This is a genomic window from Nonomuraea thailandensis (assembly GCF_024172165.1).
GTDB classification, from domain to species: Bacteria; Actinomycetota; Actinomycetes; order Streptosporangiales; family Streptosporangiaceae; genus Nonomuraea; species Nonomuraea thailandensis.
Map to the genome: position 1 here is coordinate 12,692,325 of NZ_JAMZEB010000002.1, position 24,221 is coordinate 12,716,545.

The 24,221-nt window shown below is 71.8% G+C and carries 24 protein-coding genes; 14 read left to right on the forward strand and 10 right to left on the reverse strand.

The genetic code is table 11. The annotated features are described in order from the left end of the window. The first annotated feature begins 37 nt into the window (after positions 1–37). Positions 38–289, forward strand: coding sequence for an SCO4226 family nickel-binding protein (locus HD597_RS62980; protein ID WP_253759082.1), 252 nt, complete (start codon positions 38–40; stop codon positions 287–289). Positions 290–358: 69 nt separating this feature from the next. Here the strand turns inward: HD597_RS62980 and HD597_RS62985 are convergent, their stop codons facing one another. Together HD597_RS62985 and HD597_RS62990 are read right to left on the reverse strand one after the other, a co-directional pair. After that, positions 359–2,440 carry an acetate--CoA ligase family protein gene (locus tag HD597_RS62985; protein WP_253759085.1) on the reverse strand — a complete coding sequence of 694 codons (2,082 nt, stop codon included), beginning with the start codon at positions 2,438–2,440 and terminating at the stop codon, positions 359–361. A 5-nt stretch (positions 2,441–2,445) separates the two neighbouring features. Further along, positions 2,446–3,600 (reverse strand): acyl-CoA dehydrogenase family protein, encoded by a 1,155-nt coding sequence (locus HD597_RS62990; RefSeq protein ID WP_253759087.1) that lies wholly within the window; start codon positions 3,598–3,600, stop codon positions 2,446–2,448. A 110-nt stretch (positions 3,601–3,710) separates the two neighbouring features. Here HD597_RS62990 and HD597_RS62995 point away from each other — a divergent pair, with 110 nt between their 5' ends. Beyond that, positions 3,711–4,322, forward strand: coding sequence for a TetR/AcrR family transcriptional regulator (locus HD597_RS62995; protein ID WP_253759089.1), 612 nt, complete (start codon positions 3,711–3,713; stop codon positions 4,320–4,322). A gap of 259 nt (positions 4,323–4,581) precedes the next feature. On the opposite strand, the gene HD597_RS63000 is transcribed toward HD597_RS62995, so the two are convergent. Together HD597_RS63000 and HD597_RS63005 are read right to left on the reverse strand one after the other, a co-directional pair. Next, positions 4,582–5,400: a MaoC/PaaZ C-terminal domain-containing protein gene (locus tag HD597_RS63000; RefSeq protein ID WP_253759091.1), complete on the reverse strand. Its 819-nt coding sequence runs from the start codon at positions 5,398–5,400 to the stop codon at positions 4,582–4,584. A 6-nt stretch (positions 5,401–5,406) separates the two neighbouring features. Then, positions 5,407–6,306 (reverse strand): SDR family oxidoreductase, encoded by a 900-nt coding sequence (locus HD597_RS63005; RefSeq protein WP_253759092.1) that lies wholly within the window; start codon positions 6,304–6,306, stop codon positions 5,407–5,409. A gap of 74 nt (positions 6,307–6,380) precedes the next feature. On the opposite strand from HD597_RS63005, the gene HD597_RS63010 reads away from it, so the two are divergent. From HD597_RS63010 to HD597_RS63020, 3 genes are read left to right on the forward strand one after another with little or no spacing between them, the layout of a single operon-like run. After that, on the forward strand, positions 6,381–7,811 hold the full coding sequence (locus HD597_RS63010; RefSeq protein WP_253759093.1) for an MFS transporter: 1,431 nt from the start codon (positions 6,381–6,383) through the stop codon (positions 7,809–7,811). A gap of 23 nt (positions 7,812–7,834) precedes the next feature. Further along, positions 7,835–8,272: an acyl-CoA thioesterase gene (locus tag HD597_RS63015; protein ID WP_253759094.1), complete on the forward strand. Its 438-nt coding sequence runs from the start codon at positions 7,835–7,837 to the stop codon at positions 8,270–8,272. After that, positions 8,269–9,432: an MFS transporter gene (locus HD597_RS63020; RefSeq protein ID WP_253759095.1), complete on the forward strand. Its 1,164-nt coding sequence runs from the start codon at positions 8,269–8,271 to the stop codon at positions 9,430–9,432. Before HD597_RS63015 ends, HD597_RS63020 begins: the two co-directional genes overlap by 4 nt. Here the strand turns inward: HD597_RS63020 and HD597_RS63025 are convergent. The 4 genes from HD597_RS63025 to HD597_RS63040 form a co-directional block, all read right to left on the reverse strand. Further along, positions 9,395–10,924, reverse strand: coding sequence for a glycoside hydrolase family 13 protein (locus HD597_RS63025; RefSeq protein ID WP_253759096.1), 1,530 nt, complete (start codon positions 10,922–10,924; stop codon positions 9,395–9,397). The genes HD597_RS63020 and HD597_RS63025 overlap by 38 nt on opposite strands. An 18-nt stretch (positions 10,925–10,942) precedes the next feature. Beyond that, entirely contained in the window at positions 10,943–11,323 is a 381-nt protein-coding gene (locus tag HD597_RS63030; protein WP_253759097.1) for a globin, read from the reverse strand. Between the two features lie 10 nt (positions 11,324–11,333). Further along, a complete protein-coding gene (locus tag HD597_RS63035; protein ID WP_253759099.1) occupies positions 11,334–12,197 on the reverse strand; it encodes a mechanosensitive ion channel family protein in 864 nt (287 codons plus the stop codon). 557 nt (positions 12,198–12,754) lie between these two features. Then, on the reverse strand, positions 12,755–13,039 hold the full coding sequence (locus tag HD597_RS63040) for a hypothetical protein (RefSeq protein ID WP_253759101.1): 285 nt from the start codon (positions 13,037–13,039) through the stop codon (positions 12,755–12,757). 274 nt (positions 13,040–13,313) lie between these two features. Here HD597_RS63040 and HD597_RS63045 point away from each other — a divergent pair, with 274 nt between their 5' ends. The 9 genes from HD597_RS63045 (at position 13,314) to HD597_RS63085 (ending at position 22,732) form a co-directional block, all read left to right on the forward strand. Further along, positions 13,314–14,864: an NsdA family TPR-like regulatory protein gene (locus tag HD597_RS63045; protein WP_253759102.1), complete on the forward strand. Its 1,551-nt coding sequence runs from the start codon at positions 13,314–13,316 to the stop codon at positions 14,862–14,864. After that, positions 14,861–15,349, forward strand: coding sequence for a GNAT family N-acetyltransferase (locus tag HD597_RS63050; RefSeq protein WP_253759104.1), 489 nt, complete (start codon positions 14,861–14,863; stop codon positions 15,347–15,349). Before HD597_RS63045 ends, HD597_RS63050 begins: the two co-directional genes overlap by 4 nt. A 312-nt stretch (positions 15,350–15,661) precedes the next feature. Continuing rightward, positions 15,662–16,909, forward strand: coding sequence for a DMT family transporter (locus HD597_RS63055; protein WP_276083337.1), 1,248 nt, complete (start codon positions 15,662–15,664; stop codon positions 16,907–16,909). 200 nt (positions 16,910–17,109) lie between these two features. Further along, entirely contained in the window at positions 17,110–18,837 is a 1,728-nt protein-coding gene (locus HD597_RS63060) for a tetratricopeptide repeat protein (RefSeq protein WP_253759108.1), read from the forward strand. Beyond that, the gene (locus HD597_RS63065) at positions 18,834–19,286 is read left to right on the forward strand and encodes a hypothetical protein (protein ID WP_253759110.1); all 453 of its coding nucleotides are present in this window, start codon (positions 18,834–18,836) and stop codon (positions 19,284–19,286) included. The genes HD597_RS63060 and HD597_RS63065 overlap by 4 nt, the downstream gene beginning before the upstream one ends. 129 nt (positions 19,287–19,415) lie before the next feature. Then, the gene (locus HD597_RS63070; RefSeq protein ID WP_253759113.1) at positions 19,416–20,561 is read left to right on the forward strand and encodes a pyridoxal phosphate-dependent aminotransferase; all 1,146 of its coding nucleotides are present in this window, start codon (positions 19,416–19,418) and stop codon (positions 20,559–20,561) included. A gap of 14 nt (positions 20,562–20,575) precedes the next feature. Continuing rightward, positions 20,576–21,202, forward strand: a complete 627-nt coding sequence (locus tag HD597_RS63075) for a TetR/AcrR family transcriptional regulator (RefSeq protein WP_253759114.1) — start codon at positions 20,576–20,578, stop codon at positions 21,200–21,202. Between the two features lie 16 nt (positions 21,203–21,218). Next, positions 21,219–21,989: a hypothetical protein gene (locus HD597_RS63080; RefSeq protein WP_253759116.1), complete on the forward strand. Its 771-nt coding sequence runs from the start codon at positions 21,219–21,221 to the stop codon at positions 21,987–21,989. After that, positions 21,986–22,732, forward strand: a complete 747-nt coding sequence (locus tag HD597_RS63085) for an MBL fold metallo-hydrolase (RefSeq protein WP_253759118.1) — start codon at positions 21,986–21,988, stop codon at positions 22,730–22,732. The genes HD597_RS63080 and HD597_RS63085 overlap by 4 nt, the downstream gene beginning before the upstream one ends. Here the strand turns inward: HD597_RS63085 and HD597_RS63090 are convergent. Next, entirely contained in the window at positions 22,713–23,156 is a 444-nt protein-coding gene (locus HD597_RS63090) for an NUDIX domain-containing protein (protein WP_308210950.1), read from the reverse strand. The two genes, HD597_RS63085 and HD597_RS63090, sit on opposite strands and share 20 nt — an antisense overlap. Before the next feature lie 11 nt (positions 23,157–23,167). Further along, positions 23,168–24,151: a YbgA family protein gene (locus tag HD597_RS63095; RefSeq protein WP_253759120.1), complete on the reverse strand. Its 984-nt coding sequence runs from the start codon at positions 24,149–24,151 to the stop codon at positions 23,168–23,170. Between the last annotated feature and the right edge of the window lie 70 nt (positions 24,152–24,221).

The following is a 24,221-nucleotide window of genomic DNA, read 5'->3' on the forward strand; positions in this document are numbered from 1 at the left end:
GGTAGAGGGACACTCTGACCCGGAGGAGGGATGCGCCATGCCGAAGTTCATGGACGTGCACAGTGGATTCGTCGGCGCCACCGAGGAGCAGCTTCGCGCCGCGCACGAGCGTGACCTCGCGATCGAGGAGGCGGAGGGCGTGCACTTCGAGCGTGCCTGGCTCGACCCGGATTCGGGGAAGGTGTTCTGCCTGTCGTCGGGGCCGTCGAAGGAGGCGGTGCTGCGGGTGCACGAGAAGGCCGGGCACCCGACGACGGAGATCTACGAGCTGCCGATCGAGGTGGAGTAGTCACCGGAAAGGGGAACGGGCGGCCCCAGAGCCGCCCGTTCCGCACCGATCGGTCCCGCTCGAATCGGCTCAGCGCCAAGTGATCAGCGCGTCGAGGGCCTCGACGCGGGAGCCGCTGACCAGCAGCGGGTTGATCTCCAGGGACTCCAGCCCGTCACCCAGCGACTCGGCGAACGCCGCGACCCGCGCCACCACGTCCGCCACCGCGTCCAGGTCGGCGGGCTCGCCGCCCCTGACCCCGTCCAGCAGTGCCGCCCCGCGCAGCTCCGTGAGCGCCGTACGCACCTCGCCGGCGTCCACCGGCAGCACGCGCAGCGCCGTGTCGCGCAGCACCTCCACCCACACCCCGCCCAGCCCCACGGCCAGCGTCAGGCCCCAGGCCGGATCCCGTACGACGCCGACCAGCAGCTCGATCCCGCCACGGCGCTGCGGCTGGACGAGCACGCCGTCCAGCGACGGCACCGCGGCGACGATCTCCCGGTACGCCTGCCGCACCTCCTCCGCCCCGCCGAGCCCGAGCCGCACCCCGCCGACGTCGCTCTTGTGCCCGAGGCCCTCGGCCGCCGCCTTGAGCACCACGGGATGGCCGAACCGCTCAGCCGCCGCGACCGCCCCTGACTCGTCGGCGGCCATCTCCGACGGCACCACCGGCAGCCCGGCGGAGGCCAGCAGCCCGGCGGCCCGGTGCTCGGCCCACATCCCGCTCGCCCCCTCGGGCGGCGCGACGGCGCGGGGGAGCGGGGCGGTCCGGGACAGGGCCCGCTCGCGCTGCTCCGACCAGCGCACGGCCGCCCCGATGGCCTGCAGCCCGTGCTCGATGCCGCCCGCCACGTACGGGAACCCGGTCTCCGCCTGCACCCGCCGCCCGAACTCGGTCACGTCGGTCAGCACGTTGCTCACCACCACGACCGGCACCGGCGAGGAGGCGATCCGCCCGGCGCTGGCCGTGTACATGGCCAGCACCGGAGCCGGATCGGGCGGTGCCACCTTGGGCGGCTCCGACAGCAGCATGATCAGGTCGATCCCGGGGTCCGCGGACACCGCCTCCAGCGCCCGGCCGAGCAGGGTCCGGTCGATGAGCACGTACCCGGTGACGTCGAGCGGGTTCTGCACGGTGCCGAAGGACGGGACGATCTCCGCCAGCCGCGCCACCGTCTCCGGCGCGAACGGCGGCAGCTCCAGCCCTTCGTCCTCGGCCCGGTCCGCGATGATCTCCGAGGCGCCGCCGGACGGGGTGACGACCCCGACCCGCCGCCCCGGCAGCGGCCCCGAGGACGCGAGCAGCCCCGCCGTGATGATCAGATCCTCCAGCGAACGCACCCTGATCACGCCGAGCTGCCGCAGCGCCGCGTCGATGACGTCGTCGTCGCCCACCAGCGCGCCCGTGTGCGCCTGCGCGGTGTGCGAGGCCAGCCTGCTACGGCCGATCTTGAGCGCCACGATCGGCTTGCCCGCCTCCAGCGCCCGCCGCGCCACGCGCGAGAACTCGGCCGGGTTCCTGATCGTCTCCAGGAAGAGCGCCACGACCCTGGTCGCCGGATCGTCCACCAGATGGTCGATGACGTCCGTGACGGTCACGACCGACTCGTTGCCCATCGACGTCAGCAGGCTGATCCCCACGTTGCGGGCCTGCGCGAACCCCAGCACGGAGCTGGCCAGCGCCCCGCTCTGCAACACCACGCCGACCGCGCCGCGCAGCAACGGCGAGGGGATGGGCAGCCCGTACGGTGTCACGCCGGCGGCCGCGTTGATGTAACCGTTGCCGTTCGGCCCGAGGATCGTCAGCCCGTGCTCCGCGGCGAAGGCCGTGATCTCGGCCTCCAGCCGCGCGCCCTCCTCGCCGGCCTCCCCGAACCCGGCCGTGAGGATCACGTAACACCGGATCCCCAGCTTGGCCCCCTCCCGCAGCACACCGAGCACGGCGGCGGTCGGCACCATCACGTACGCCAGGTCCACCCGCTCGGGGATCTCCGTCAGGCTCCGGTGGGCGGCCTGGCCGTGCACCACGCCACCCCGCGGATTGACCAGGTGAACGGGCCCGGGGAAGCCGTGCGCACGCAGGTTGGCCAGCGTGCTGATCGACCACCCCGACTTGTCGGTGGCCCCGACCAGGGCGATCGAGCGCGGGTTGAACAGCTCCCCAACCGACATGTGCGTCATTCCCCGATGAGTCCGAGCCGCGCGTGACCCTTGATGAGGTTGCGGGCGATCGTACGGCGCTGGATCTCGTCGGTCCCCTCGAAGATGCGCAGCAGGCGCAGCTCGCGGTACCACCGCTCGATCGGCAGTTCCTTGGTGTAGCCCATGCCCCCGTGGATCTGCAGCACCCGGTCCACGACCTGGTTGGCCATGACGGCGCCGTTCAGCTTGGCGATCGAGGAGGCGTGCCGGGCGTCCAGGCCCTGCCCCACCCGCCAGGCCGCGTACAGCGTCAGCCACTTGGCCGCCTCGATCTCCACCTGCGAGTCGGCGATCATCCACTGGATGGCCTGGTAGTTGGAGATGGTCTGGCCCATGGACTTGCGGATCTTGGCGTAGTCGATGGCCATCTGCACCATGCGCTCGGCCGACCCGATGGCGCGCGCCGGGATCATGTAGCGGCCCTGGCCGATCCACTGCATGGCCAGCTCGAAGCCCTTGCCGAGCTCGCCGAGGATGTTCTCCTCCGGCACCCGCACGTCCTCGAACACGAGCGAGGCCGGGCCCCACTGGCCCATGGTGGGGATGGGCTCGGACTTCCAGCCCATCTCGCGGTCCACCAGGAAGCAGGTGACGCCGTGCTCCTCGGCCACGGCGAAGACCATGACGAAGTCCGCCTCGTTCCCGCCCGTGATGAACGTCTTCTCGCCGCTGATCACCCACTCGGAGCCGTCACGCACGGCCTTGGTGCGGATGTTGCGGGCGTCGGAGCCGGCGCCGGGCTCGGTGATCGCGAAGCAGGAGCGCCGCTCGCCCTCGATGGTGGGGAGCAGGTAGCGCTGCTGCTGCTCCTCGGTGCCTGCGTAGAGGATGTTGTCGGCGCTGCCGCCGAACGAGAACGGCACGAACGTGCGGCCGATCTCCATGGCGATGATCGCGGACATGATCGGGCCGAGGGCGGCTCCGCCGTACTCCTCGGGGGTGTTGATCCCCCAGAAGCCGGACTTCCTGGCCTTGGCGCGCAGGTCGCGCAGGATGTCGGGCTCCAAGCCCGGGCGGCCCTCGCGCTCGTTGCGCAGGACCTCGGGCTCCAGCGGCATGACCTCCTTCTCGATGAAGGCGCGGACGGTGTCGCGGATCTGGCGTTCCTCCGGGGTGAGCGAGAAGTCCACAGCCGTCTCCCTGGTGCTATTTCTAGAATCTTTCTCTAGGAAGACATTCCAACCGTTACGGCTCTGTGTCAAGAATCTGATTCTAGAATTTCGGCGGCTAGGATGTCGGCATGGCACGCAAGTCCTCGTGGGAGTGGAGCCGTACGGCGCAGACCCGCCAGAGCATGTTGCAGGCGGCGCGCGAGGTCTTCAGCGAGCACGGCTTCGCCGAGGCCAACGTCTCGGAGGTCGTCGCCCGCGCCGGCTCCAGCGTCGGCAGCCTCTACCACCACTTCGGCGGCAAGACCGAGCTCTTCCTCGCCCTGTACGAGGACCACCAGGCCGCCCACGAGCAGGCGTCCGCCTCCAGCGTGGCCAAGGCCAGGAAGGCGGGGGTCTCCGATCCGGTGGAGCTGCTGATCGCGGGGGCGCGGGCGTACCTCGCGGGGGCGTGGGAGCGGCGCGATCTGGTTCGGCTCTTCATCGACGGCGACGGCCCGCCGGGCTTCGAGCTCATCCGCCGCACGCGGGGGCGCGAGTGGGTCCGCCAGAACGCGGTGCTGCTGGGCGCGGGGGGCGACCCTCTCGACCGCTTCACCGTGGCCGTGCTGACCAGCATCATCGGCGAGGCCGCCCGGGAGGTCGCCACCTCCGACACCGAGGAGGAGGCCCGGGAGGTCATCGAGGCCGCCATGACCCTGATCCACCGCCTCGACCCCCTCCGCGCCCTCGACGAAACCTGACCCCTTCCCGCACCTCCCCGCCTTACGGGCGCCGAGACACCGGGACGCCGAGACACCGGGACGCCGGGACGCCGGACGTAGGGCGCTGGTGGACGGCGCGGGGGGATGGCGAGCAGCGCGTTGCGGGGATGGCGAGCAGCGCGGCAGTGGGGCGGGCACGCCGCACACGGGCGCGCCCCCGCCGGCCGTGACCCGTGGTGAGGCACACCGGCGGGCCGGTGGCGGGGGAGGGGTCACCGGCCCGCGGGGAGGCGGAGGGTCAGGTGATGGTGGCGCGTCCCCGGTCGATCACCACGGTCCCGTCGTCCTTGGCCGTCCTGAACAGCACGTCGGCGCCGTCCACCCAGATCGACACCGTGAGCGACTCGCCGGGGAACACCGGGCTGGAGAACCGCCCCGACATGGCCTTGAACCGCCCCGGGTCGGAGCCCGCGACCGTGTGCAGCAGCGCCCGCCCCGTCACCCCGTACGTGCACAGCCCGTGCAGGATGGGCCGGTCGAACCCGGCCCTGGCCGCGAACGACGGGTCGCTGTGCAGCGGGTTGTAGTCGCCCGACAGCCGGTAGATCAGCGCCTGCTCGGGCAGCGTCGAGTAGGTGACCTTGTGGTCGGGCGCCCGGTCGGGCGGCGTCCACGTGTCGCGCGGCCCCCGGTCCCCGCCGAAGCCGCCTTCGCCCCGGATGAACACCGAGCTCCGCGAGGCGATGACGAGCTCCCCGGTGGCCAGGTCGACGGCGCGCGCCTCCGAGGTGACCAGCGCGCCCGAGCCCTTGTCGTAGATCCCGGTCACCCGTGACGTGGTCCGCACGCCACCGGCCGCGGGCAGCTCGCGGTGCAGCTCGAAGCCCTGTTCGGCGTGGACGAGCAGGGCAGGGTCGTAGTCGCCGAGCCGCCGCCCCGGGGCCTGGGCGGCCAGGACGGCGAAGGTGGGCAGCACGCGCTGCCCCTTCTCGGTGGTGAACTCCAGCTCAGAGGTGCCCGCGCCGACGCCGAGCGCGTACAGCATGGTGTCCTTCTCGCTCCACGTGCGCTCGTACGCGGGCCCGTCGATCCCGATCAGCGAGTGGTCGAGTGCCATGGCGGATCAGTCCTCCCGTCCGGGGATGCGGCCGTTCGTCAGCGCGTTGGGCGCGGCCTTCTCGACCAGGGCGGGGATGACCGAGCCCAGCTCGGCCGGGTCCCACCGGCTGCCCTTGTCGGCCTCCGGCCCGGCGTGCCAGCCCTCGGCCACGCTGATCTTGCCGGCCCGCACGTTGAAGACGCGCCCGGTGATCCCGCGCGCCTCCGCGCTGGAGAGCCAGACGACCAGCGGCGCGATGTCGTCGGGGTCGGCGCCGGTGGCGCCGGCGGGCATGAGGTTCTCCGTCATGCGGGTGAGCGCGGCGGGGGCGACGGCGTTCACGGTGACGCCGTACCGCTCCAGCTCCTTGGCCGCGATGATCGTCAGGCTCGCGATGCCGGCCTTGGCGGCGCCGTAGTTGCCCTGCCCCGGGTTGCCGTAGATGCCCGAGGACGAGGTGGTGTTGATGATCCGGGCGTCCACCGGCTCGCCCGCCTTGGCCTTGTTCCGCCAGTAGGCCGCGGCGTGGCGCAGCGGGGCGAAGGTGCCGCGCAGGTGCACCTTGATGACGGCGTCCCACTCGTCGGCGGTCATGTTGACGAGCATCCGGTCGCGCAGGATGCCGGCGTTGTTGACCAGCACGTGCAGGTCGCCGAAGTGGTCGATGGCGGCGCGGACGAGCCGCTCGGCGCCGTCGAAGTCGGAGACGTCCTCGCCGTTGACGATGGCCTGCCCGCCCATGGCCTCGATCTCCGCCACCACCTCGGCGGCCGCGCCGGACGAGCCGGTGCCGTCCACCTCCGCGCCCAGGTCGTTGACCACCACCTTGGCCCCCTGCCTGGCGAATTCCAGTGCGTGTCCCCGTCCGATGCCCCTGGCCGCACCGGTGACGATCACCACGCGGCCTTCGACGATCCCGCTCATCCGACACCTCGATCCTTGACCGGCTGACGATTTGAATTGGATTCTAGTATTAAAATCTAGAAAGGACAGGGCCCTTGCTGGCGACGACCACCCCCACCCGCGACGCCTGGCGAACGTTGTCGGTCGTGAGCCTGGCGAGCGTGCTGACCGGCCTCAGCGGCAGCGCCATCAACGTCGCGCTGCCCGAGATCGCCAGGCACACCGGGGCCGGCGCCACGGCCGCGAGCTGGATCCTCCTGGGCTACCAGTTGACCACGACCGTGCTCATGGTGGTATTCGGCCGGCTGGCCGATTTGTTCGGCAGGCGCAGGATGTACCTGCTGGGGCTGGCCACGTACACGCTGGCGGCCCTGCTGGCGGGCCTGGCGCCGAACGCCTGGATGATCGTGTTCATGCGGGTGCTGCAGGCCGTGGGCGGCGCGATGTTGCTCACCAACAGCGCCGCCCTGATCAGCGACGCCTTCCCGCGCGAGCGGCTGGGCGAGGGCATGGGCGTGTACGTGGCCTCGTTCTCGATCGCCGGGTTGATCGGGCCGACGCTGGGCGGGCTGCTGGCCGAGAGCCTGGGCTGGCGGTGGGTGTTCTGGTTCAACGTGCCCATCGGCCTGCTCTGCCTGCTGTGGGGCGTGCTCGTGCTGCCCAGGCCGCCCAGGGCCGAGCGGGAGAGCGGGCTCGACGGGCCGGGCAACGTCCTGGTCCTGGTCACCCTCGGTGGGCTGCTGCTGGCGCTGTCGGAGTTCACCCGGCTCGGCTGGGACCATCCGGTGGTGCTGGGCGGGCTGGGGGCGTTCGTGGCGGGGCTGCCGCTGTTCCTGCTCAGGGAGTCGCGGGCGGCTCATCCGGTCGTGGACCTGAGCCTGTTCAGGGAGCGGGCCTTCGCGTTCGGCACGCTGGCCTCGTTCCTCAACGCCGTGGCGCGCATGGGCATGGTCTTCCTGGTGGCGCTCTACTTCCAGGCCGTGCGCGGCGACGACCCCGTGCAGGCGGGGCTGAAGGTGCTGCCGCTGGCCGTCGCCGCCATGATCGGCTCGGTGAGCTCGGGCTTCCTGCAGCGCCTGACCAGCGCGCGCACGCTCGCCGTGGCCGGCGCGGCGACGACCACGTGCGGGCTGGTCGTCATGCTCTCGGTGATGTCGGCGGACATGCCGTACCCGGCCGTGGCGGCGGGGCTCGTGCTCATCGGGCTCGGCTCGGGCGCGTTCCTGCCCTCCAACACCACCGCCATCCTGGACGGCCTGCCCTCCAACCGGCTCGGCATCGTCAACGCCATGCGCCTCATGCTGCAGAACACCGGCAACGTCGTCGGCACCGGCCTGGTCCTGTCGATCATCACCGCGCCGCTCCCCGCCGCCCTGCACCAGAGCGTGTTCGCCGGCACGCTCGCGCACCTGCCGGGCGGGGCGGTCGAGCAGCTCGTCACCGGCTACCGCTGGGCGCTGGGCTCCATGGCCGCCATCTCGGTGCTGACCGTGCTGTCCTGCCTGGCCCGGCGCAGGGCCACCTGACCGGGGCGGGTACGGTGGCGGACGTGGTTGAACGCACCCCGTCCGAAAGCACCCCGGCCGAACGGCACGTCTATCCCCGAGTGGTGAGATTCGGCGACATCGACTCCCAAGGGCATGTGAACAACGTGCGCTTCCTCGACTACCTGGAGGACGCCCGCTTCGGCATGCTGAGCATCGACCCGTACGTCGCGGGCGACGAGCCGTTCAAGGGCCTGGTCGTGACCCGGCACGAGATCGACTACCGCCGCCCGCTGGGCTTCCGGGCGCAGCCCGTGCGGGTCGAGACCTGGGTGACGGAGATCAGGGCGGTGCGTTTCACGCTGCAGTACGAGATCCGCGACGACGAGGGGCTCTACGTCACCGCCAAGTCCGTCATGGCGGCCTACGACGTCGAGCGGGCCGCGCCGCGCAGGCTGACCGAGAACGAACGGGCCTACCTGAAGCGCTACGCGGCGGAATGAAACGCTGGTGGATGCTGGCGCTGGGCGTCAACGCGCACGCCGGCGTCACCCTGGGCCTGTTCGGCCTGCCGCTGGTCATGCCCGAAATCTTGCGATATTTCAACGTCTCACTCCCCGTGGGCGGCCTCATCGCCAACGCCCCGGCCATCGGTGTCATGTTCGCCCTCGTCGCCTGGGGCGCCCTGGCCGACCGGTACGGCGAGCGGGTGATCCTGGGCGCCGGCGTGGGGCTGGCCGCCCTACTGATGGCCGCCACGGCCTTCGCCGGGAGCACCTGGGCGGTGATCACGCTGCTCGCGCTGGCGGGCGCCGCCGGCTCGGCCGCGATGGTGGGCGGCGGGCGCATCGTGCTGCGCTGGTTCGAGCCGGCGGAGCGCGGTGTCGCCATGGGGGTGCGCCAGGTCTCCTTCACCCTCGGCATGGCCCTGGCCGCCTTCGCGCTGCCGCCCATGGCGCGGGCGCACGGGTTACCGGGCGTGCTGCTGCTCTGCTCCGGGGTGAGCCTGCTGGCCGCCGTGCTGGCCGCGCTGCTCATGGCCGAGCCGCCGCGCGCGCTCTCCGGGCCGGGCGCGGAGCGGGCGGGCTCGCCGTACCGGCAGCCCGCTCTGTGGCGGGTGCACGCCACCAGCGCCCTGCACGTGGTGCCGCAGGTCGTGGTCAGCACGTACGGCGTGGACTGCCTGGTCACGACCTACGGCTGGGACGACGTCGCGGCCGGCCGGCTCTTCGGCGTGGCCGCGATCGGCGGGGCCGCGATCCGCGTCGTGGCCGGCCGCTGGTCCGACCGCACCGGCCTGCGCATGCGGCCCCTGCTGATCCTCACCCTCGGCAACCTCACGGTGCTGGCGCTGCTGGTCGCGGGCACGCTCACCGCCACCCGGCTCGGGGTGGCGGCGCTCGTGCTGGCCTCGGTGATGACGGTGTCCGGCAACGGGCTGGCCTACCTCGCGGCGGGCGAGCTGGCCGGGCCCGGCTGGGCGGGCAAGGTGCTCGGCACCCACAACACGATCCAGAACACCGTCTCCCTGGCCGTCACGCCGGTGGCCGGCGTCCTGATCGTCGGCGCCGGCTACTGGGCCGGCTTCGCGGCGGGCCTGGCCTGTGCCGTGGCCTCGCTGCCCGTCATTCCTCGGCGCTGGGAGCGGTCGAGGCGCTCCTGAGCCACACCGCCGTGTCGGGCGGCAGCAGCCCGCGCCGCAGCGGAGCGCTCGACAGCAGCACCTCCTCGTGCTTCGGCAGGCGTACCGGCCGGGTGCCGCAGTTGATCGCGCAGATCAGCGGTCCCCGGGCGAAGAACAGCGCCCCCTCGGGAGACTTCAGCCACTCCAGCGTGTAAGGAATGCTCCGCACCAGCTCGCGGCGGCAGGCCAAGGCCCGGCGGTAGAACTCCAGCGTCGAGTCCGCGACCCCCTCCTGCTTCTCGACGCTCAGCTCCGCGAACGACTCCGGCTGCGGCAGCCACGGCTCGGCCCCGCCGGGCGAGAAGCCGTGGGAGGGCGGGTCCACCGTCCACGGGATCGGCACCCGGCACCCGTCGCGCCCCGGCAGCTTGCCCTTGGACTGGAAGAACACCGGGTCCTGCCTGGCCTCGTCCGGCAGGTCCGTCACCTCGGGCAGCCCCAGCTCCTCGCCCTGGTAGAGGTAGGCGGAACCGGGCAGGGCCAGCATCGCCAGCAGCGCCGCCCTGGCCCGCGCCAGGCCCGTGCCCGGGTCGGCCGTGCCGTAGCGGGTGCGGTGCCGTACGACGTCGTGGTTGGACAGCACCCAGGTGGCGAACGGCACCGTGGACACCGTGTCGTCGATCACCTTCTTGAACGCCGTCGGCGACCACGGCGCCTGCAGCCAGGCGAAGTTGAAGCTCTGGTGCAGCTCGTCGGGCCGCAGGTACAGGGCGAGGTCCTCGGGGCTGTCGGTCCACACCTCGCCCACGGCCATCCGCTCGCCCGGATAGGCGTCCAGCACGCGCCGCCAGTCGCGGTAGACGTTGTGCACCTCCGGCTGCCCCCACACCGGCGAGACCGACTTGAACGACTGGTCGCCCACGTCGGGCAGTCCCTCCGCCTTGTACAGGCCCATCGCCACGTCGATGCGGAAGCCGTCGACGCCGCGGTCCAGCCAGAACCGCAGGACGTCGAGGAACTCCGCGTGCACCTCGGGGTTGCGCCAGTTGAAGTCGGGCTGCCCGGGCGCGAACAGGTGCAGGTAGTACTGCCCGTCGGGCGTCCGCGTCCACGCCGGGCCGCCGAACGTGGACTGCCAGTTGTTGACGGTGTCGCGGAAGATGTACCGGTCGCGTCCCTCGCCCCGCAGCGCCGCCTGGAACCAGGGATGCTCGGAGGAGCTGTGGTTGGGCACGATGTCCACGATCACCCGCAGATCGTGCTCGTGCGCGTCGGCGACCAGCGCCTCGAAGTCGCCGAGCGTGCCGAACAGCGGGTCCACGTCGCGGTAGTCGGCCACGTCGTAGCCGCCGTCGGCCATGGGGGAGCGGTAGAACGGGGTGAGCCAGATCGCGTCGACACCCAGCCCGCGCAGGTACGGCAGGCGCTCGCGCACCCCTGCCAGATCGCCGACGCCGTCTCCCGAGGCGTCGGCGAAGCTGCGGACATAGATCTCGTAAACGACTGCGTCACGCCACCAGGGGATATCCATGTGGCGTGTCATGCCCCGTTATGTGGGCGAGTTCACCAGGCTGTGGGCAGCGTAGACCAGATAGTCCCAAAGCCTGGTCTCCAGCTCGTCGGGCAGATCGAGCGAATCGACCGCGTCACGCATGTGCTTCAGCCAGGCGTCCCGCTCGGGCTTGCCGATCACGAACGGCATGTGCCGCATGCGCAGCCGGGGATGGCCGCGCTGCTGGCTGTAGGTGTTGGGCCCGCCCCAGTACTGGATCAGGAAGCCCCGCAGCCGGTCCTCGGCGCCCGTCAGATCGGACTCCGGATAGAGCGGCCGCAGGGTCGGGTCTTCCGCGACCCCCTCGTAGAAGCGGTGCACGAGGCGCCGGAAGGTCTCCTCGCCTCCGACGGCGTCGTAAAAGGAGGTCTCTGTCACGTTTCCTAGCTTAGGCGGTGGCGACCATGGGGATGCCCGCGTTGTCGAGTGCCGTCTTGACCCGGAGCCTCAGCTCCCGCGAAACCTCCGCCTGCGCGGAGGGCAGCGTCTTGGCCGTGATGCGGAACACCAGCGAGCTGTCGGAGAGCTGCTCGACGCCGAACACCTGCGGCGGCTCCACGATCTTGGACTCGCGCAGCTCGGGGTCGGCCCAGGTCTCCTCGGCGACGTGCTCCAGCAGCACCCGCACGCTGACCACGTCGGCGTCGTAGGCCACCGGCACGTCCATGAACGCGCGCGACCAGCCCTGCGACTCGTTGCCGACCCGGGTGATCGTGCCGTTGCGGACGTACCAGACGCGGCCGTCCACGTCGCGCAGCCTCGTGACGCGCAGGGTGACCGCCTCGACCGTGCCGACCGCCGGGCCGGCGTCGATCACGTCGCCCACGCCGTACTGGTCCTCCAGCAGCATGAACATGCCCGCGATGAAGTCCTTCACCAGCTCCTGCGCGCCGAAGCCGATCGCCACGCCCAGGATGCCGACGCTGGTCAGCAACGGCGCGATGGGGATCGTCAGCCTGTCGAGCACGGTCAGCACGGCGGTGCCGAGGATGACGATCGAGGCGATGTGCTTCAGCACCGACCCCATCGTCTCGGCCCGCTGCTTGCGCCGCTCGTGCAGCAACGCGTCGATGCCGTCGGTCGCCGCCCCCTTCCGGAAGCGGCTGGTGATGGCGCCGCCCGTGGCCGCCCGGTTGACCACCCGTGTGATCACCCGGTGCGCGATGTTGCGCAGCACGAAGGCGAGCAGGACGATCAGGACGACGACGACAGCGCTCGCCGCCAGTGGTGACCACCACGCGTTGTAAAACATCCCGGCAAGCGTAGAGCACACCGGATCGTTTTGGCAGGTCACGGCCACATCCGAAATCACCTTGTCGGGATCGGGCAACACCGATGACGACGAGGACGACGGCGATGGCGATGGCCCTAGCAGTAACACTATGGTGGATCCCCCTCCGGAAGCGGTTCGATCAACGTTCTTGGACCGTTTCGATCCAAAAATACCGCTGACCGAACCGCCCGCCGTCACATCACGCCGGGGAAGACGGGGTCGCCGGCTCTCTGGGCCGCGGAGGGAGAGAGCAGACGCTCCGATGACGGACGGCTCGGAACGGGACACGCACCCGGAAGCGTGTCCCGTACCGGTTCCGGGAGGGATCCCCCGAACACCCGCCAGGCTGATCCGGGCGGGCGGCTTGTGGACGCGGCGCGCGGCGCCGCATGGTGTGCCGATGGGCCGGAACCGGCGGAGTGACCAGGGCTCCGACGTGCGGATAACCCTCCGCACCGGCCACTCCGCCGGCTCCCAGTGGCCGTCGTGGGTGCGGTGAGCCGCGGTGGCTGCGCTCCACCCGGTTCACCGGGTCGTCACTCCCCCACGACGGCGAGCACGCGGGCGACCTTCGTCGCGGCGCCGGCCGGGTCGTCGGCCGTGTGCATGCGCTCGCCCCAGGACCAGCAGTACCACCAGTCGCGCATGTCGGAGACGGCTGCCGACCGGCAGGTGACGTTCTCGGACAGGCTCGTCGCGCTCGGGTTGATGACCCGTACGAACGTGCGTCCGCTCTGGGTCCGGACCACTCGTGCGAGCAACCCGCGCGCGTCCAGTTCGGCCACGAGACGCTCAAGGTGCTCGAAGTTGTCGTCCCCCACCGTTCGTTCCTCCCTCGGGAATCGTTGCTGGTGGGCCAAAGATGGCCCAAGTCAAGAGTTCGCGCAACGAGCGGATTCGCTCACGGGGAGTCGCTTCTTCCTCATGGGTTGTAAGAAACAGTCCCGGGGAGGATGTTCCTTAACCGTAGGTTGGTCATGGGCGTTCCAATCAACTCGGCATTGCTTCATAGTCATGGGTAGGCGCAGGGCAACTTGAGGGCTACGCTGAGTCACCAGTTGCGGACCGGTCGAGACATGCGTGAGAGGGGCCGGGATGTCCGGCAGACAGCACAGGGAGACGGAGATCGCCCGGCGGATCAGGGCCAAGGGCCTGGCCGCCGGGCGCACGTCTGCTCAGATAGCTGACGAGATCCACGAGGCGTGCGCGGGTTTCAGCACGAGTCGCATCAAAGCCCATCGGCTGGCCTACGGCATCGCGCTGGCGGACGTCATCGAGCAGGTCCGCGCCCTGTTCGAGCGCGACGGCAAGGCGATGCCCGGCATCGGCGAGACGCTCCTGTCCGCGTACGAGAGCGGGCTCAAGCGCCCCGGGCCCGAATACCTGCACTACCTGTGCACGGTCTATCGGGTCGAGCCCGTGGCGCTCGGCTACGACTCGCCCTGCATCTGCGGCCACGGCCACCGGATGCCGGGGGTGCTCGGCGCGGTGGAGGCCAAGGAGCGGACGCAGCGGCCACCGGAGCGCGAGCTGGTGATCCAGCCGATGGAGACCGAGCCGGAGGACGAGGAGAACGAGAACATCCTCCGCCGCACCCTTTTAAACTCACTCCAGGCCGACGCCAACCTCGCCGATCTGGAGGGCCCCGTGCTCGGGGCGTGCGAGGGGATCAGGCGTCGGATGGACGAGACGCTGGTCTCGGCCTCCGTGTCCGCCGCGATGCTCGACCAGTGGGAGGAGTCGACGGTCAGCTTCGGCCGCCAGTACACCACGGCGGCCCCGCTGCGGCTGCTGTGCGACGTGCTGCTGGAGCTCAGCGCCGTACGCACCGCGATGGCCCGGCGTCAGCCCATCGACCTGCAGGAACGCCTGTGCAGGATGGCCGCCCAGCTCGCGGGGCTGGCCGGCATGATCATGATCAACCTGGGCGATCACCGGCTGGCCCGGTCGTTCTTCCGCACGGGCCGCACGGCCGCCGACGAGACCGGCGACCGGGCGCTGCGCGCGTGGATCGCGGCTCGCGAGTCGCTGGTGCCCCTCTACTTCGGCGACGCCCGCGAGGCGCTCACCCTGGCCAAGAAGAGCCGCGACATGGCCGGTTCCATGCCGTGCGCCGCCCAGGCCATGGCGCCGGTCGTCGAGGCCAGGGCGCTGGCCATGATGTCGAACGGCGAGAGCAAGAAGGAGATCGTCGACCAGGCCAAGCGCGCGCTGGCCCGGGCCAGGAACGCCTTCGCGCACATGCGCCCCGAGGACCAGGAGGACGTCGCCTTCGGCTACACCGAGAAGCAGCTCTACTTCTACCAGGGTGACGTGCTCACCAAGCTGGGCCAGACGATCGAGGCCGAGGTCGTGCTCGACCAGGCGCTGGAGAAGTACGAGGACCACATCCTCGACCAGACGCTGATCAGGCTCGACCAGGCCCAGTGCCGGCTGATCGACGGTGACGTCCAGGAGGCGGTGTCCATCGCCACGAGGGCGCTCAGCCTGGTCAGCGACGAATACCGGACGGACCTCATCATGCGGCCCGCCTTCCAGCTCGAACGGGCGATCCTCGCGCGGGACGCCGGTGCTCCAGGGCTGGACGCCTATGCGGCCGTCCTGCGGCGGTCCAAGCAGCCCGAGTTGAAAGGGGGCGGTGGATGAGCCTGAGGATCAGGCGCTATCGGTGGTCGGATCTCGACACCATCCTCGCACTCCACCGGATCTGCCTCGCGGAGGTGGGTCTGGTGCCCGGTGACGGGGTCTACTACGACGACGACTTCCCACGCATCCAGGAGATCTACCTGGCCTGCGGCGGCGACTTCCTCGTGGGGGTGACCGGCTCGCGGGTCGTGGCCATGGGCGGGCTGAGACCCGTCGACACGGGCACGGCGGAGATCTGCCGGTTAAGGGTCCATCCCGAGTTCCAGCGGCGCGGCTACGGCGCGGCCATGCTCATCGCGCTCGAACGGCGTGCGGTGGAGCTCGGATTCCACAGCGTCAGAGGTGACACGACACTCAACCAGGAAGCCGCGCTGGCGCTGTACGAACGCCAGGGCTGGCGCGAGCTGTCAAGGGAGCGGGTGGGCGGCCTGACGGTCGTCTACGGTGAGAAACGCCTGGTCCCGCCGGCAGTTCTGGAGCACTAGAGCGCGCATCGAAGCAGGGGCGCCCCACCCTTCCCCCTCCTGGGGCCGCCCGGTGACCTGGTCCCGGGCACGCTCGGCGTGAGGTAGCCGCCGAGCCTTCGCCGTCACGGTAGGTGACGCTTCCCCGGCCACCGAACCCGACATCTTCCGCGAAATTCTCGTGAGCGATATGTCGGAGACGCCGTAAAGCGGCGTCGCCGGATAAGGATGTACGAACCCGCGGGTGAGGCTCTTACCACCCAGGTGTAAGCAACCATCACCGGCTGCTCCCTGTACATCTAAGGCTGCGAATAGTAGTGCCATGCTTTTCCTATGGCAGTCGTGGCCGCTCCCCGCCCCCTTCTGGGAGCCGTGCTTCTGTTGTTCGTCAGCGCCGCTTGGGGGTCGGCCTTCCCGCTGATGAAAGATCTCATCCACCGGTTACCGGTGGAGGACCTGCTCGCCGAGCGTTACCTGCTGGCCGCGCTGACGCTGTTCCTCATCAAGCCCGGCTGCCTGCGGGGGTTGTCGCGCGACACCTGGCTCAACGGGGCGCTGCTGGGTGTGATGTTCGGGGCGGGGCAGGTGGGGCAGGCCATGGCGCTCGGCAGCCTGCCGTCGGCGGTGTCCGGGTTCGCCGTCGGGTGCAGCGTGATGATCACGCCGATCCTGTCGCTGATGCTGTTCAGGGAGCCGGTGCGGCGGCGCATCTGGGCCGGGGTCGCGCTCGCGGTGGCGGGCATGGCCGTCTTCACGCTGGTGCGCGGGGTGGAGGAACACGGCATCTCGCTGCTCGCCCTCGGGGTCACGCTCACCGCCGCCGCGCTCTACTCCGGCCATACCCTCCTGCTCGGCCGGCTGTCCGAGCGTCCGACCGGTTTCCCCGCGTACGCGCTGACCGTGATCCAGCTCTTCACCATCGGGGTGCTCACGGGTGGCTTCGCCGTACGCGACGGGATCTCCGTTCCGGTCGGGCCGTCCGATTGGGTGATCCTGTTGCACCTTTCCGTGATCTCGTGCGCGCTGGGCTTCCTGGCACGTTCCCACGCCCAGGCGCACCTGCCGGCGGTGCCCAGCCAGATCCTCATGTCGTCCCAGCCGCTCTGGGTGGCCGCGATCGCGGTGATCTGGTTCCAGGAGCGGCTGGGGTGGGGCATGGTCGTGGGCGGGGTGCTGATGGCCGGGGCGATGTTGCTCGCGTTGCCCACCAGACGTGAGACCAGGGGAAAAGAGCGGCGCCGGTTGCTGTTCGCCGCCCACCGGGCCTCGCTGGTGCTCGCCGGCCACCGGGTCAAGCGTGAGGACCCGTTGCGCCTCCAGCGCGGTGCGGCGCCGTACATCGCCAAGAGCGCCTGTTCGAACTCGGCGTCCTGTCCATGGCAGACCCGCTCGCTCAAGGGAGGGGCCGAGCCGAGCCTGGAGCGGCTGATAGAGCGGGCCACTCACATCGTGCGGGCGAAGAACCTCCCGGGGCCCGGCTGCTGCCAGTCGGTCACGCTGCTGGGCAGGTGCCTGTGCGACTTGATGGAGGAATCCGAGCAGGTGCATACCACACGATTGCAGCGTTGGTTTCGGTCCTAATAGGTTAGACATGCCCCACAAAAGGCAAGTGCATTTTATCCATTAGTCTCCCACTTATTCGCGATAAACCTTGATATTCGGTGGGGTGACCCAATAATGGGTGTTCAACCCCAAGTGGAGAGGCATGTCATGAAGCGCATCGTCGTCCGCAAGCCCGGAACCGCGCGGCTGGCAGGGACCTCCAGTGTCATTCACAAGGGGTGACTGAGGAGAGGTCCCACCTCAGGGTCCAGGGCGAACCACCCGCCCGATGGGGGGCCGTGCGGCTGCTGACGCCGTTGATCGACGCGCATCGCCGGCCGCACGGCCCCTACACCTTCGCCGCCGCCCTGCTGCGCCGGCTGGTGCCGCCCGTGCTGCGGCGCTCCCCTGAGCTGGTGGCCGCGCACGACATCGAGATCCTGGCGGCCGCCCCCGAGCTGGCCGGGACCGTGCCCGCCAGGCGGGTCGCCGTCGACGCGGAGCTGCCCGACGAGGAGCGCATCCTCGTGCCCGCGCCCCGCCGCACGCTGCGGCTGGCCAACGGGATCGCGGAGTTCGTGCGCGACGCCGTACGGCCCGGGCGGGCGCTCGTCGTGTGCAACGCCGACGCGGCCGACCCCACGGACACCGAACTGCTGGACGTCATGATGCGGCGCATCCCTCCCGGCACTCTGACGATCATGACGTACTCCGGAGGCCCCGAGCCCCCGCCCGACACCCGTGACGCCGACGGGCTGTGGGCCGTCGTCGACCGCTGCACCCGCGAGGGCTTCCTGCACGCCGTGGCGGAGCTGGGGGAGCTCGGCATGGCGGCCTCGGCCCCGGGCGGCCAGAGCTGGTGGCGCTTCGCCCAGCGCACCGCGACCGCGCTCGGCGGCCTCGGGCGCACCGACGACGCCCGCGCCATCTGGGACCGGGTGCGCCTGGCCAGCCAGGATCCGGCGATGCACGCGGCCGCCGCGTACGGCACGGCCATGCTCGACGCCCGCCACCCCGACCCCGCCCGGCGCGACCTGACCCGGGCCAGAGCCTGGATCAACGAGGCCATCGCGATCTCCACCATCCTGCCCGACCCCGCCGAACGGGCCTTCAAGCTCGGCTTCGACCGCAACGGGCTGGCGCTGATCGAGCTGCGGCAGGGCCGGCTGGACGCCGCGCTGGAGCTGGTGGAGTCGGCCATCGAGCTGGCGCGCGAGCTGGGAGAGCGTCACCGTCCGCACCGGATGGTGCTGCTGGCCAACCGGGCCCAGCTCCTGGCCGGGCTGGGCAGGACCAAGGAGGCGCTGGAGGACTACGGGGCGGCGATCGCGATCGATCCCGGCTTTCCCGACCAGTACGTGGAACGCGGCAACCTGCTGTTCAAGCTGGGCCGCCACGAGGAGGCGATGGCGGACTTCGAGCAGGCCATGCGGGCCGGGCCGCCGCTGCCCGAGGCGTTCTACAACCGGGCGGAGCTGTGCGCCGTGCAGGGGGAGGTCGAGGCGGCGCTGGCGGACCTGGGGCGGGTGATCGAGCTCGACCCCGGCTACGTGGACGCCTACATCAACCGCGCCGGGCTGCTGGCCGGATGCGAGCGGGACGAGGAGGCCAGGGCCGACGTCGAGACGGGGCTGCGGCTGGCGCCGGGGAACCCGTACCTGCTGACGGTGCTGGGCCAGATCGAGACGGCGGCGGGCCGCTACGCCGAGGCCGAGGCGGCGCTGGAGCGGGCCGTGGAGCGGGCGCCGGAGCTGGTGTCGGCCTGGGGGAGCAGGGGGGTGCTCCGGTACGCGACCGGCGACCTGGAAGGCGCGGTCGGCGACTTGACGCACGCCATCGCGCTGTCCCCCCAGCCCGACCTGTACGCCAACCGCGCGATCGCCCTGCGGGCCCTGGGCCGTCACGCCGAGGCGGAGGCGGACGACCATCGGGCGGCGGGGGCGGCTGATGGGACCATTGGTGTATGAAGGGGCGAACAGGGCGAGCGGCCGCGGTGTGCGCCGCTCTCGGCGTGTTGTGGTGGGCCACGGTACGGCTGGCCTGGGCGGGCGTCGGCTGCGAGGACTGGGGCTGCCTGGTGCCGGCCGTCGGCGTCGTCGTGGTGATCAGCCTGGCCCTGCTCGCCGGGTCCGCGCTCGCGCTGGAGCGGGTGGCGGTGCGGCCGGGGCGGCGGGTGGCACTGACGGCGGCCGGGGTGCTGGTCGTGTTCCGGCTGGCCGGGGAGTCGCTGCCCTCCTGGACGTCGTCCCTCGCCGACGCGGCCGTGGCCGGGGCGGCCTTCGCGGGCGCCGGGGCGCTGGCAGCCTTCGTGACGGAGGCCGGGGCGTCCCGCCGGCGGCGCATGTGGACCGCGCTCGCCGTCGCCGCTCTGCTGCCGGTCGCGCTCGTCACCGCCCTCACCAGGCACGGCCTCTGAGTCACCGCCCTCACCAGGCACGATCTGAGCCTCAGCTCTCCACAGGATCCTCGGCGGCAGTGCTCTCTTGACAGCGGCGGCGCGGCGGCGGACTGTTCCATATACGGAACACTGCCCGGAGGTGCTGTCATGCGACCCAACTCCCGCTTCGCGCACGTCCAGCCGTTCGACATCGACAGGGTGGCCGCCGCGGCCGGAGCCGACCCCGACGTGCTGCGCATGGAGAACCTCGACACCGACGTGCCACCCCCGCCCGCGGCCGTCGAGGCCACCAGACGCTCGCTGGAGGAGGGCACGGGCAACAGCTGGCTGCCGTTCACGGGTCTGCCCGAGCTGTGCGCGGCGGTGGCCGCCGACCTGCGCGTCCGCACCGGGCACGACTACGACCCGGCGCGCCAGATCGCCATCACCTCGGGCGGCACGTCGGCCGTCATGCCCGTGCTGCTGGCCACCACGGAGCCGGGGGACCCGGTGGTGCTCACCGACCCCACGTACGCGGGGCTGCTCCAGCGCGTACGGCTCTCGGGCGCCCGCCCGCACCTCGTGCCGCTGCGCGTGGACGGCGGGCACTGGCGGCTGGACCGCGAGGCGCTCGCCGGGGTGAGCCGGGCCGCGGCCCTGCTGCTGATGAGCCCTTCGATGCCGTCGGGCGTCGTCCTGGACCGGGAGGACTGGGCGCAGGTCGCCGAGGTGTGCGAGCGCACCGGCGCGTACCTGATCTACGACGCCGCCATGGAGCGCATCGTCTTCGACGGTCACCCGCGGATCAACCCGTGCCAGGTCGAGGGCCTGGCCGGGCGCACGATCGTCATCGGCTCGATGTCCAAGGAGTACCGGATGATCGGCTGGCGGATCGGCTGGGTCGCCGGCCCCGCCGACGTCATGTCCCGCGTCATGGTGGCGACCGTCTACAACACCACCGTGGCCAGCGGCTTCCACCAGCTCGGCGCGGCGGCCGCGCTCAGCGGCCCGTCGGGCGTGGCGGAGGCGGTGGCCGAGTACCAGGCCCGCCATGAGACGGTGGCCGCCCAGCTCGACGGCCTGCCGCTGGTGCGGGCGGGCGGTGGCTGGTCGTGCCTGGTGGACGCCGAGGCCATGGGGCTGACGGCCGCTGACCTGTCGGCCCGCCTGCTCGACCGGGGGCGCGTCGCCGCCACCCCCATGACGGCGTGGGGCGAGACGGTGGCGCCGCGCTTCGTCCGCCTGGTCTTCAGCAACGAGCCGGTCGAGCGCCTGGCCGGGCTGCGCGCCAGGTTCGAGGCCGCGCTGGCCTGAATATCCTGTACCGCATGGGCACACGCGGCAGGCAGGCCGAGGCGGCGCGCAACGATCTGCGGCTGCTGCGCGCGGCGCACGAGGTGTTCACCACGCAGGGCTTCGACGCGCCCGTGTCGGCCATCGCCAAGCAGGCGGGCGTCGGCATGGGCAGCCTCTACCGCCGCTACCGCACCAAGGAGGAGCTGCTCCAGCGCCTGTGCCTGATCGCCATGGAGCGGGTGGTGGAGGCGGCGCAGGCGGGGCTGGCGGAGCCCGATCCGTGGCAGGGCCTGGCGCTCTACGTGCGCACCTGCGTGGCCAACAGGTCGGGCGCGCTGGCGCCGGTCGCGGGCACGATCGAGGTCACCGACGAGATGTGGCGCACCTCCCGCCTGGCCGACGAGGCCGCCGAGCGGCTGGTGGCCCGCGCGCACGAGGCCGGCGTGCTCAGGAGCGACGTGAGCATGCTGGACATCTCGCTGCTCATGGAGCAGTTCAGCCGCCCGGCGGCCGGGCCGGCCCACCCGGAGCACGAGCAGGTCAAGCAGCGCCTGCTGGCCATCGCCCTCGACGGCCTGCGCGCGCCCGGCCTGACGGAGCTGCCGGGTCAGGCGCCGGCCATGGAGTGGTACGAACGGCGCTGGGGGACCCCTCCGTAGGTCTACGGTGGGGTGCGTGGGCTTCAACGAGCTGCTAGACGACCTTGATCACAGCGCCACCGCCCAGGCGGCGGGCATCAGACGCGGCTATGGCGGGCCGCCCGCGCGCGCGGTGAGCTTCACCGCGGGCATGACCCGGCTGCGCTGCGCCTCCCTGCTCAAGCCCCTGTACGCGTGGGTGAGCGCGGCCCGCATCCCCGACGCCGACCGGTGGCGCCGCCACGCGGAGCCCGCCGTCGTGGTCTCCTCCAACTCCGACACGCTCAACCTGTGGCTCGCCGTCGGCCCCCGCGTCATCCTCGACGACCTGCGCGACCGTACGGGCGTGGCCTGGGCGCTGCCGAACGGCGACCCGTCCAGGTTCGGCTCCGTCGAGGTCACGGCCGGCGAGGTGTGCGCCGCCTACGCCGTGCTCGCCCAGTCGGCCGTCGCGGGCGACCCGGTGGCCGGCACCGTGCTGCAGTGGATGGGGCAGGTGGCCGAGCCGCAGGCGTTCGGCGCGCGCGAGGCGCTGGGCTGGCCGCAGTCCGCGGTCAAGTGCGGCTGGTACGGCGCGCCCGACGAGACCGTCCTGCGCACGCACGCCGTGGCCGTCCAGCCGCGCGGCGGCACCAGGGTGAGCGTGATCGTCGCGATGACCGCGCTGCCCTACACCGACCCGCACGAGCGCGAGGCCTACCGCGAGCACGTGGGCAAGGGCCTGCCCGTGGAGGCGGAGCACGAGAAGGTGTCCGGCACGCTGCTGCGCGGGTTGATGACGACGACCTGCGAGGAGCTGGGCTCGTGAGGCTGACCGTGCTGGGCGGTTGCGGGGCGTGGCCGGGCGCCGGTCAGGCGTGCAGTGGCTACCTCGTGGAGGATGAAGGCTTCCGCGTCCTCCTCGACCCCGGATACGCCACCCTGCCCAGGCTGCTGGCGCTCATGGGCGCCGCCGAGGTGGACGCGGTCCTGGTCACCCACGGCCACCCCGACCACTGCGCCGACCTCAACCCGCTGCTGCGGGCCCGCGCGCTGGCCGGCGAGCCGGCGCCGCCGCTGCCCGTCCACGCCCCGCCCGGCGCGCTCGACGCCGTCATGGCGCTGGACAAGCCGCGCATGCTGGCCGCCGCCCTGACGCGCCACGACCTGCGGCCCGGCCTGGCGTGCGAGCTCGGCCCCTTCCGCCTGGACGTCTTCGACCTGCCCCACCACGTGCCGAACGCCGGGCTGCGGCTGACGGGCGCGGCCGGCCGGGTGATCGCCTACACCGGCGACACCGGCCCGTCGACCGAGCTGGTCTCCCTGGCCAAGGACGCCGACCTGCTGCTGGCCGAGGCGACCTATCCGGAGCGCGTCCCGGAGGAGGACGCCCCCTACCTGTCCAGCGCGCGCGACGCCGGGCACACCGCGGCATCGGCGGGAGCGGCCCGCCTGCTGCTCACCCACCTGTGGCCGGACACCTCCGCCGAGCCCGCGCTCGCCGCCGCGGAGGCGTCGTACGCGGGCGAGCTGTCGGTCGCCACGGCCGGCGTCACCGTGGATCTCGGGTGAGCCGCTCGACGACCTTCGCCAGCTCGGGCGGCTCGACCCCCTCCGGCAGTTCCTCGGCCCACACGTAGCCGCGGAAGGCCGCGCGCTCCTCCTCCGTCAGCGCCCCCGGCGCCACCTCGGGCCGTGCCCCGGCGAACCTCGCCAGGTAGAACAGCTCCCGCTTCATGAACCGCGTGCCCAGCCAGCGGAAGTCGCGATCGACCTCGACGCGGCGGTCCAGCACCGCCGCGCCCGGCAGCCCGGTCTCCTCGGTCAGCTCCCGCCTGGCGGCCTCCAAGGGGGTCTCGCCGGGCTCCAGCCTGCCGCCCGGCGGCTCCCAGACCTCCACGTCATCGACCGGGTCGTACCAGTGCATCAGCAGCACCCGCCCGTCGCGGTCGAGGCAGACCACGCGCGCGGCGGGGCGTTCGTCCAAGCCCGTCACGCTCGCAGAGGCTACCTCGGGACGTGGTGGCGCAGGCGCAGGGCGTCGGGGTAGGGGGAGAAGTAGGTCTGGTCGCGCACGTACGCGGCGGCCTCTCCACGGGCGTGATGGCGCAGCAGCGTCGTGGGCACGCTCAGCGGCACCAGGCCCCCCTGGTAGGCGTCGATGACGTCCACCACGTCGGCCCGCCTGACCGGGTCCAGGTCCAGCATGCCCAGGCAGTGCTGCAGCACGTTGACGTTCTTGCCGGTGGTGGCCTTCGTGGCCAGCGCGCGCCGGAACGCCTCCGTGTAGCGGGCGGCCACCTCCTCGCGCGGCCTTCCGCCCGCGGCGGCCACCACGCGGCCCGCCTCCCGGTAGAGCCCGGGGTCGTGGGCGAGCAACTGCATCTTGTGCCGGGCGTGGAAGGCGACCAGGTCGCGCGGCCGCCAGTCGCCGTCGAGCAGGACCCGCAGCCTGGCGTGCGCGAACACCCGCTCCACGAAGCTCTCCCGCAGCAGCGGGTCGTGCAGGCGGCCCTCGTCCTCCACCGGCAGCAGCGGGTGCCGCTCCATGACGACCCCGCTGAACAGCCCCCTGTTGCGCCGGTCCGCCGGCGCGCCGTCGGGGCGGTAGACGGGCACGCCGTGGATGCCGCAGGTGGGGCTCTTGGCCTTGAACACGTACCCGTCCACGTCGAGCTCCGCGAGCTCGGCGGCGCGGCGGGCGGCCAGGCCGGTCATGCGGTCGGTCAGGTCCACCCGCGTCGTGCGCGTCATCAGGCGGGGGCCGTCCTCGGAGCGCTCCTGCCGCAGGGTCTCGCGCGGGGTGCCGAGGCCCGCCTCCATCTCGGGGCAGACCGGGACCCAGTCGACGTACGGGCCGAGCGCGTCGGTCAGGAACCGGTCGCGGCTGTGCCCGCCGTTGTACCTCACCGGCTCGCCCAGGAGGCAGGCCGAGACGGCCACCCGGGGGTGCACCGCCTGTTCCTCCGCCGTCCCGGGTTCGTTGATCACCCTTCCCATTGCAGCCTGACGGAGGCCGGGCAGGCAACCAAGCCCGAGGAGATCATTTGGCGGCCGCGAG

Excerpts from the sequence above, each read along its gene's own strand:
- HD597_RS62980 (WP_253759082.1), top strand. The coding sequence starts at position 38 with ATGCCGAAGTTCATGGACGTGCACAGTGGATTCGTCGGCGCCACCGAG.
- HD597_RS62985 (WP_253759085.1), bottom strand. The coding sequence starts at position 2,440 with ATGTCGGTTGGGGAGCTGTTCAACCCGCGCTCGATCGCCCTGGTCGGG.
- HD597_RS62995 (WP_253759089.1), top strand. The coding sequence starts at position 3,711 with ATGGCACGCAAGTCCTCGTGGGAGTGGAGCCGTACGGCGCAGACCCGC.
- HD597_RS63000 (WP_253759091.1), bottom strand. The coding sequence starts at position 5,400 with ATGGCACTCGACCACTCGCTGATCGGGATCGACGGGCCCGCGTACGAG.
- HD597_RS63005 (WP_253759092.1), bottom strand. The coding sequence starts at position 6,306 with ATGAGCGGGATCGTCGAAGGCCGCGTGGTGATCGTCACCGGTGCGGCC.
- HD597_RS63020 (WP_253759095.1), top strand. The coding sequence starts at position 8,269 with ATGAAACGCTGGTGGATGCTGGCGCTGGGCGTCAACGCGCACGCCGGC.
- HD597_RS63025 (WP_253759096.1), bottom strand. The coding sequence starts at position 10,924 with ATGGATATCCCCTGGTGGCGTGACGCAGTCGTTTACGAGATCTATGTC.
- HD597_RS63035 (WP_253759099.1), bottom strand. The coding sequence starts at position 12,197 with ATGTTTTACAACGCGTGGTGGTCACCACTGGCGGCGAGCGCTGTCGTC.
- HD597_RS63045 (WP_253759102.1), top strand. The coding sequence starts at position 13,314 with ATGTCCGGCAGACAGCACAGGGAGACGGAGATCGCCCGGCGGATCAGG.
- HD597_RS63050 (WP_253759104.1), top strand. The coding sequence starts at position 14,861 with ATGAGCCTGAGGATCAGGCGCTATCGGTGGTCGGATCTCGACACCATC.
- HD597_RS63055 (WP_276083337.1), top strand. The coding sequence starts at position 15,662 with ATGGCAGTCGTGGCCGCTCCCCGCCCCCTTCTGGGAGCCGTGCTTCTG.
- HD597_RS63065 (WP_253759110.1), top strand. The coding sequence starts at position 18,834 with ATGAAGGGGCGAACAGGGCGAGCGGCCGCGGTGTGCGCCGCTCTCGGC.
- HD597_RS63070 (WP_253759113.1), top strand. The coding sequence starts at position 19,416 with ATGCGACCCAACTCCCGCTTCGCGCACGTCCAGCCGTTCGACATCGAC.
- HD597_RS63075 (WP_253759114.1), top strand. The coding sequence starts at position 20,576 with ATGGGCACACGCGGCAGGCAGGCCGAGGCGGCGCGCAACGATCTGCGG.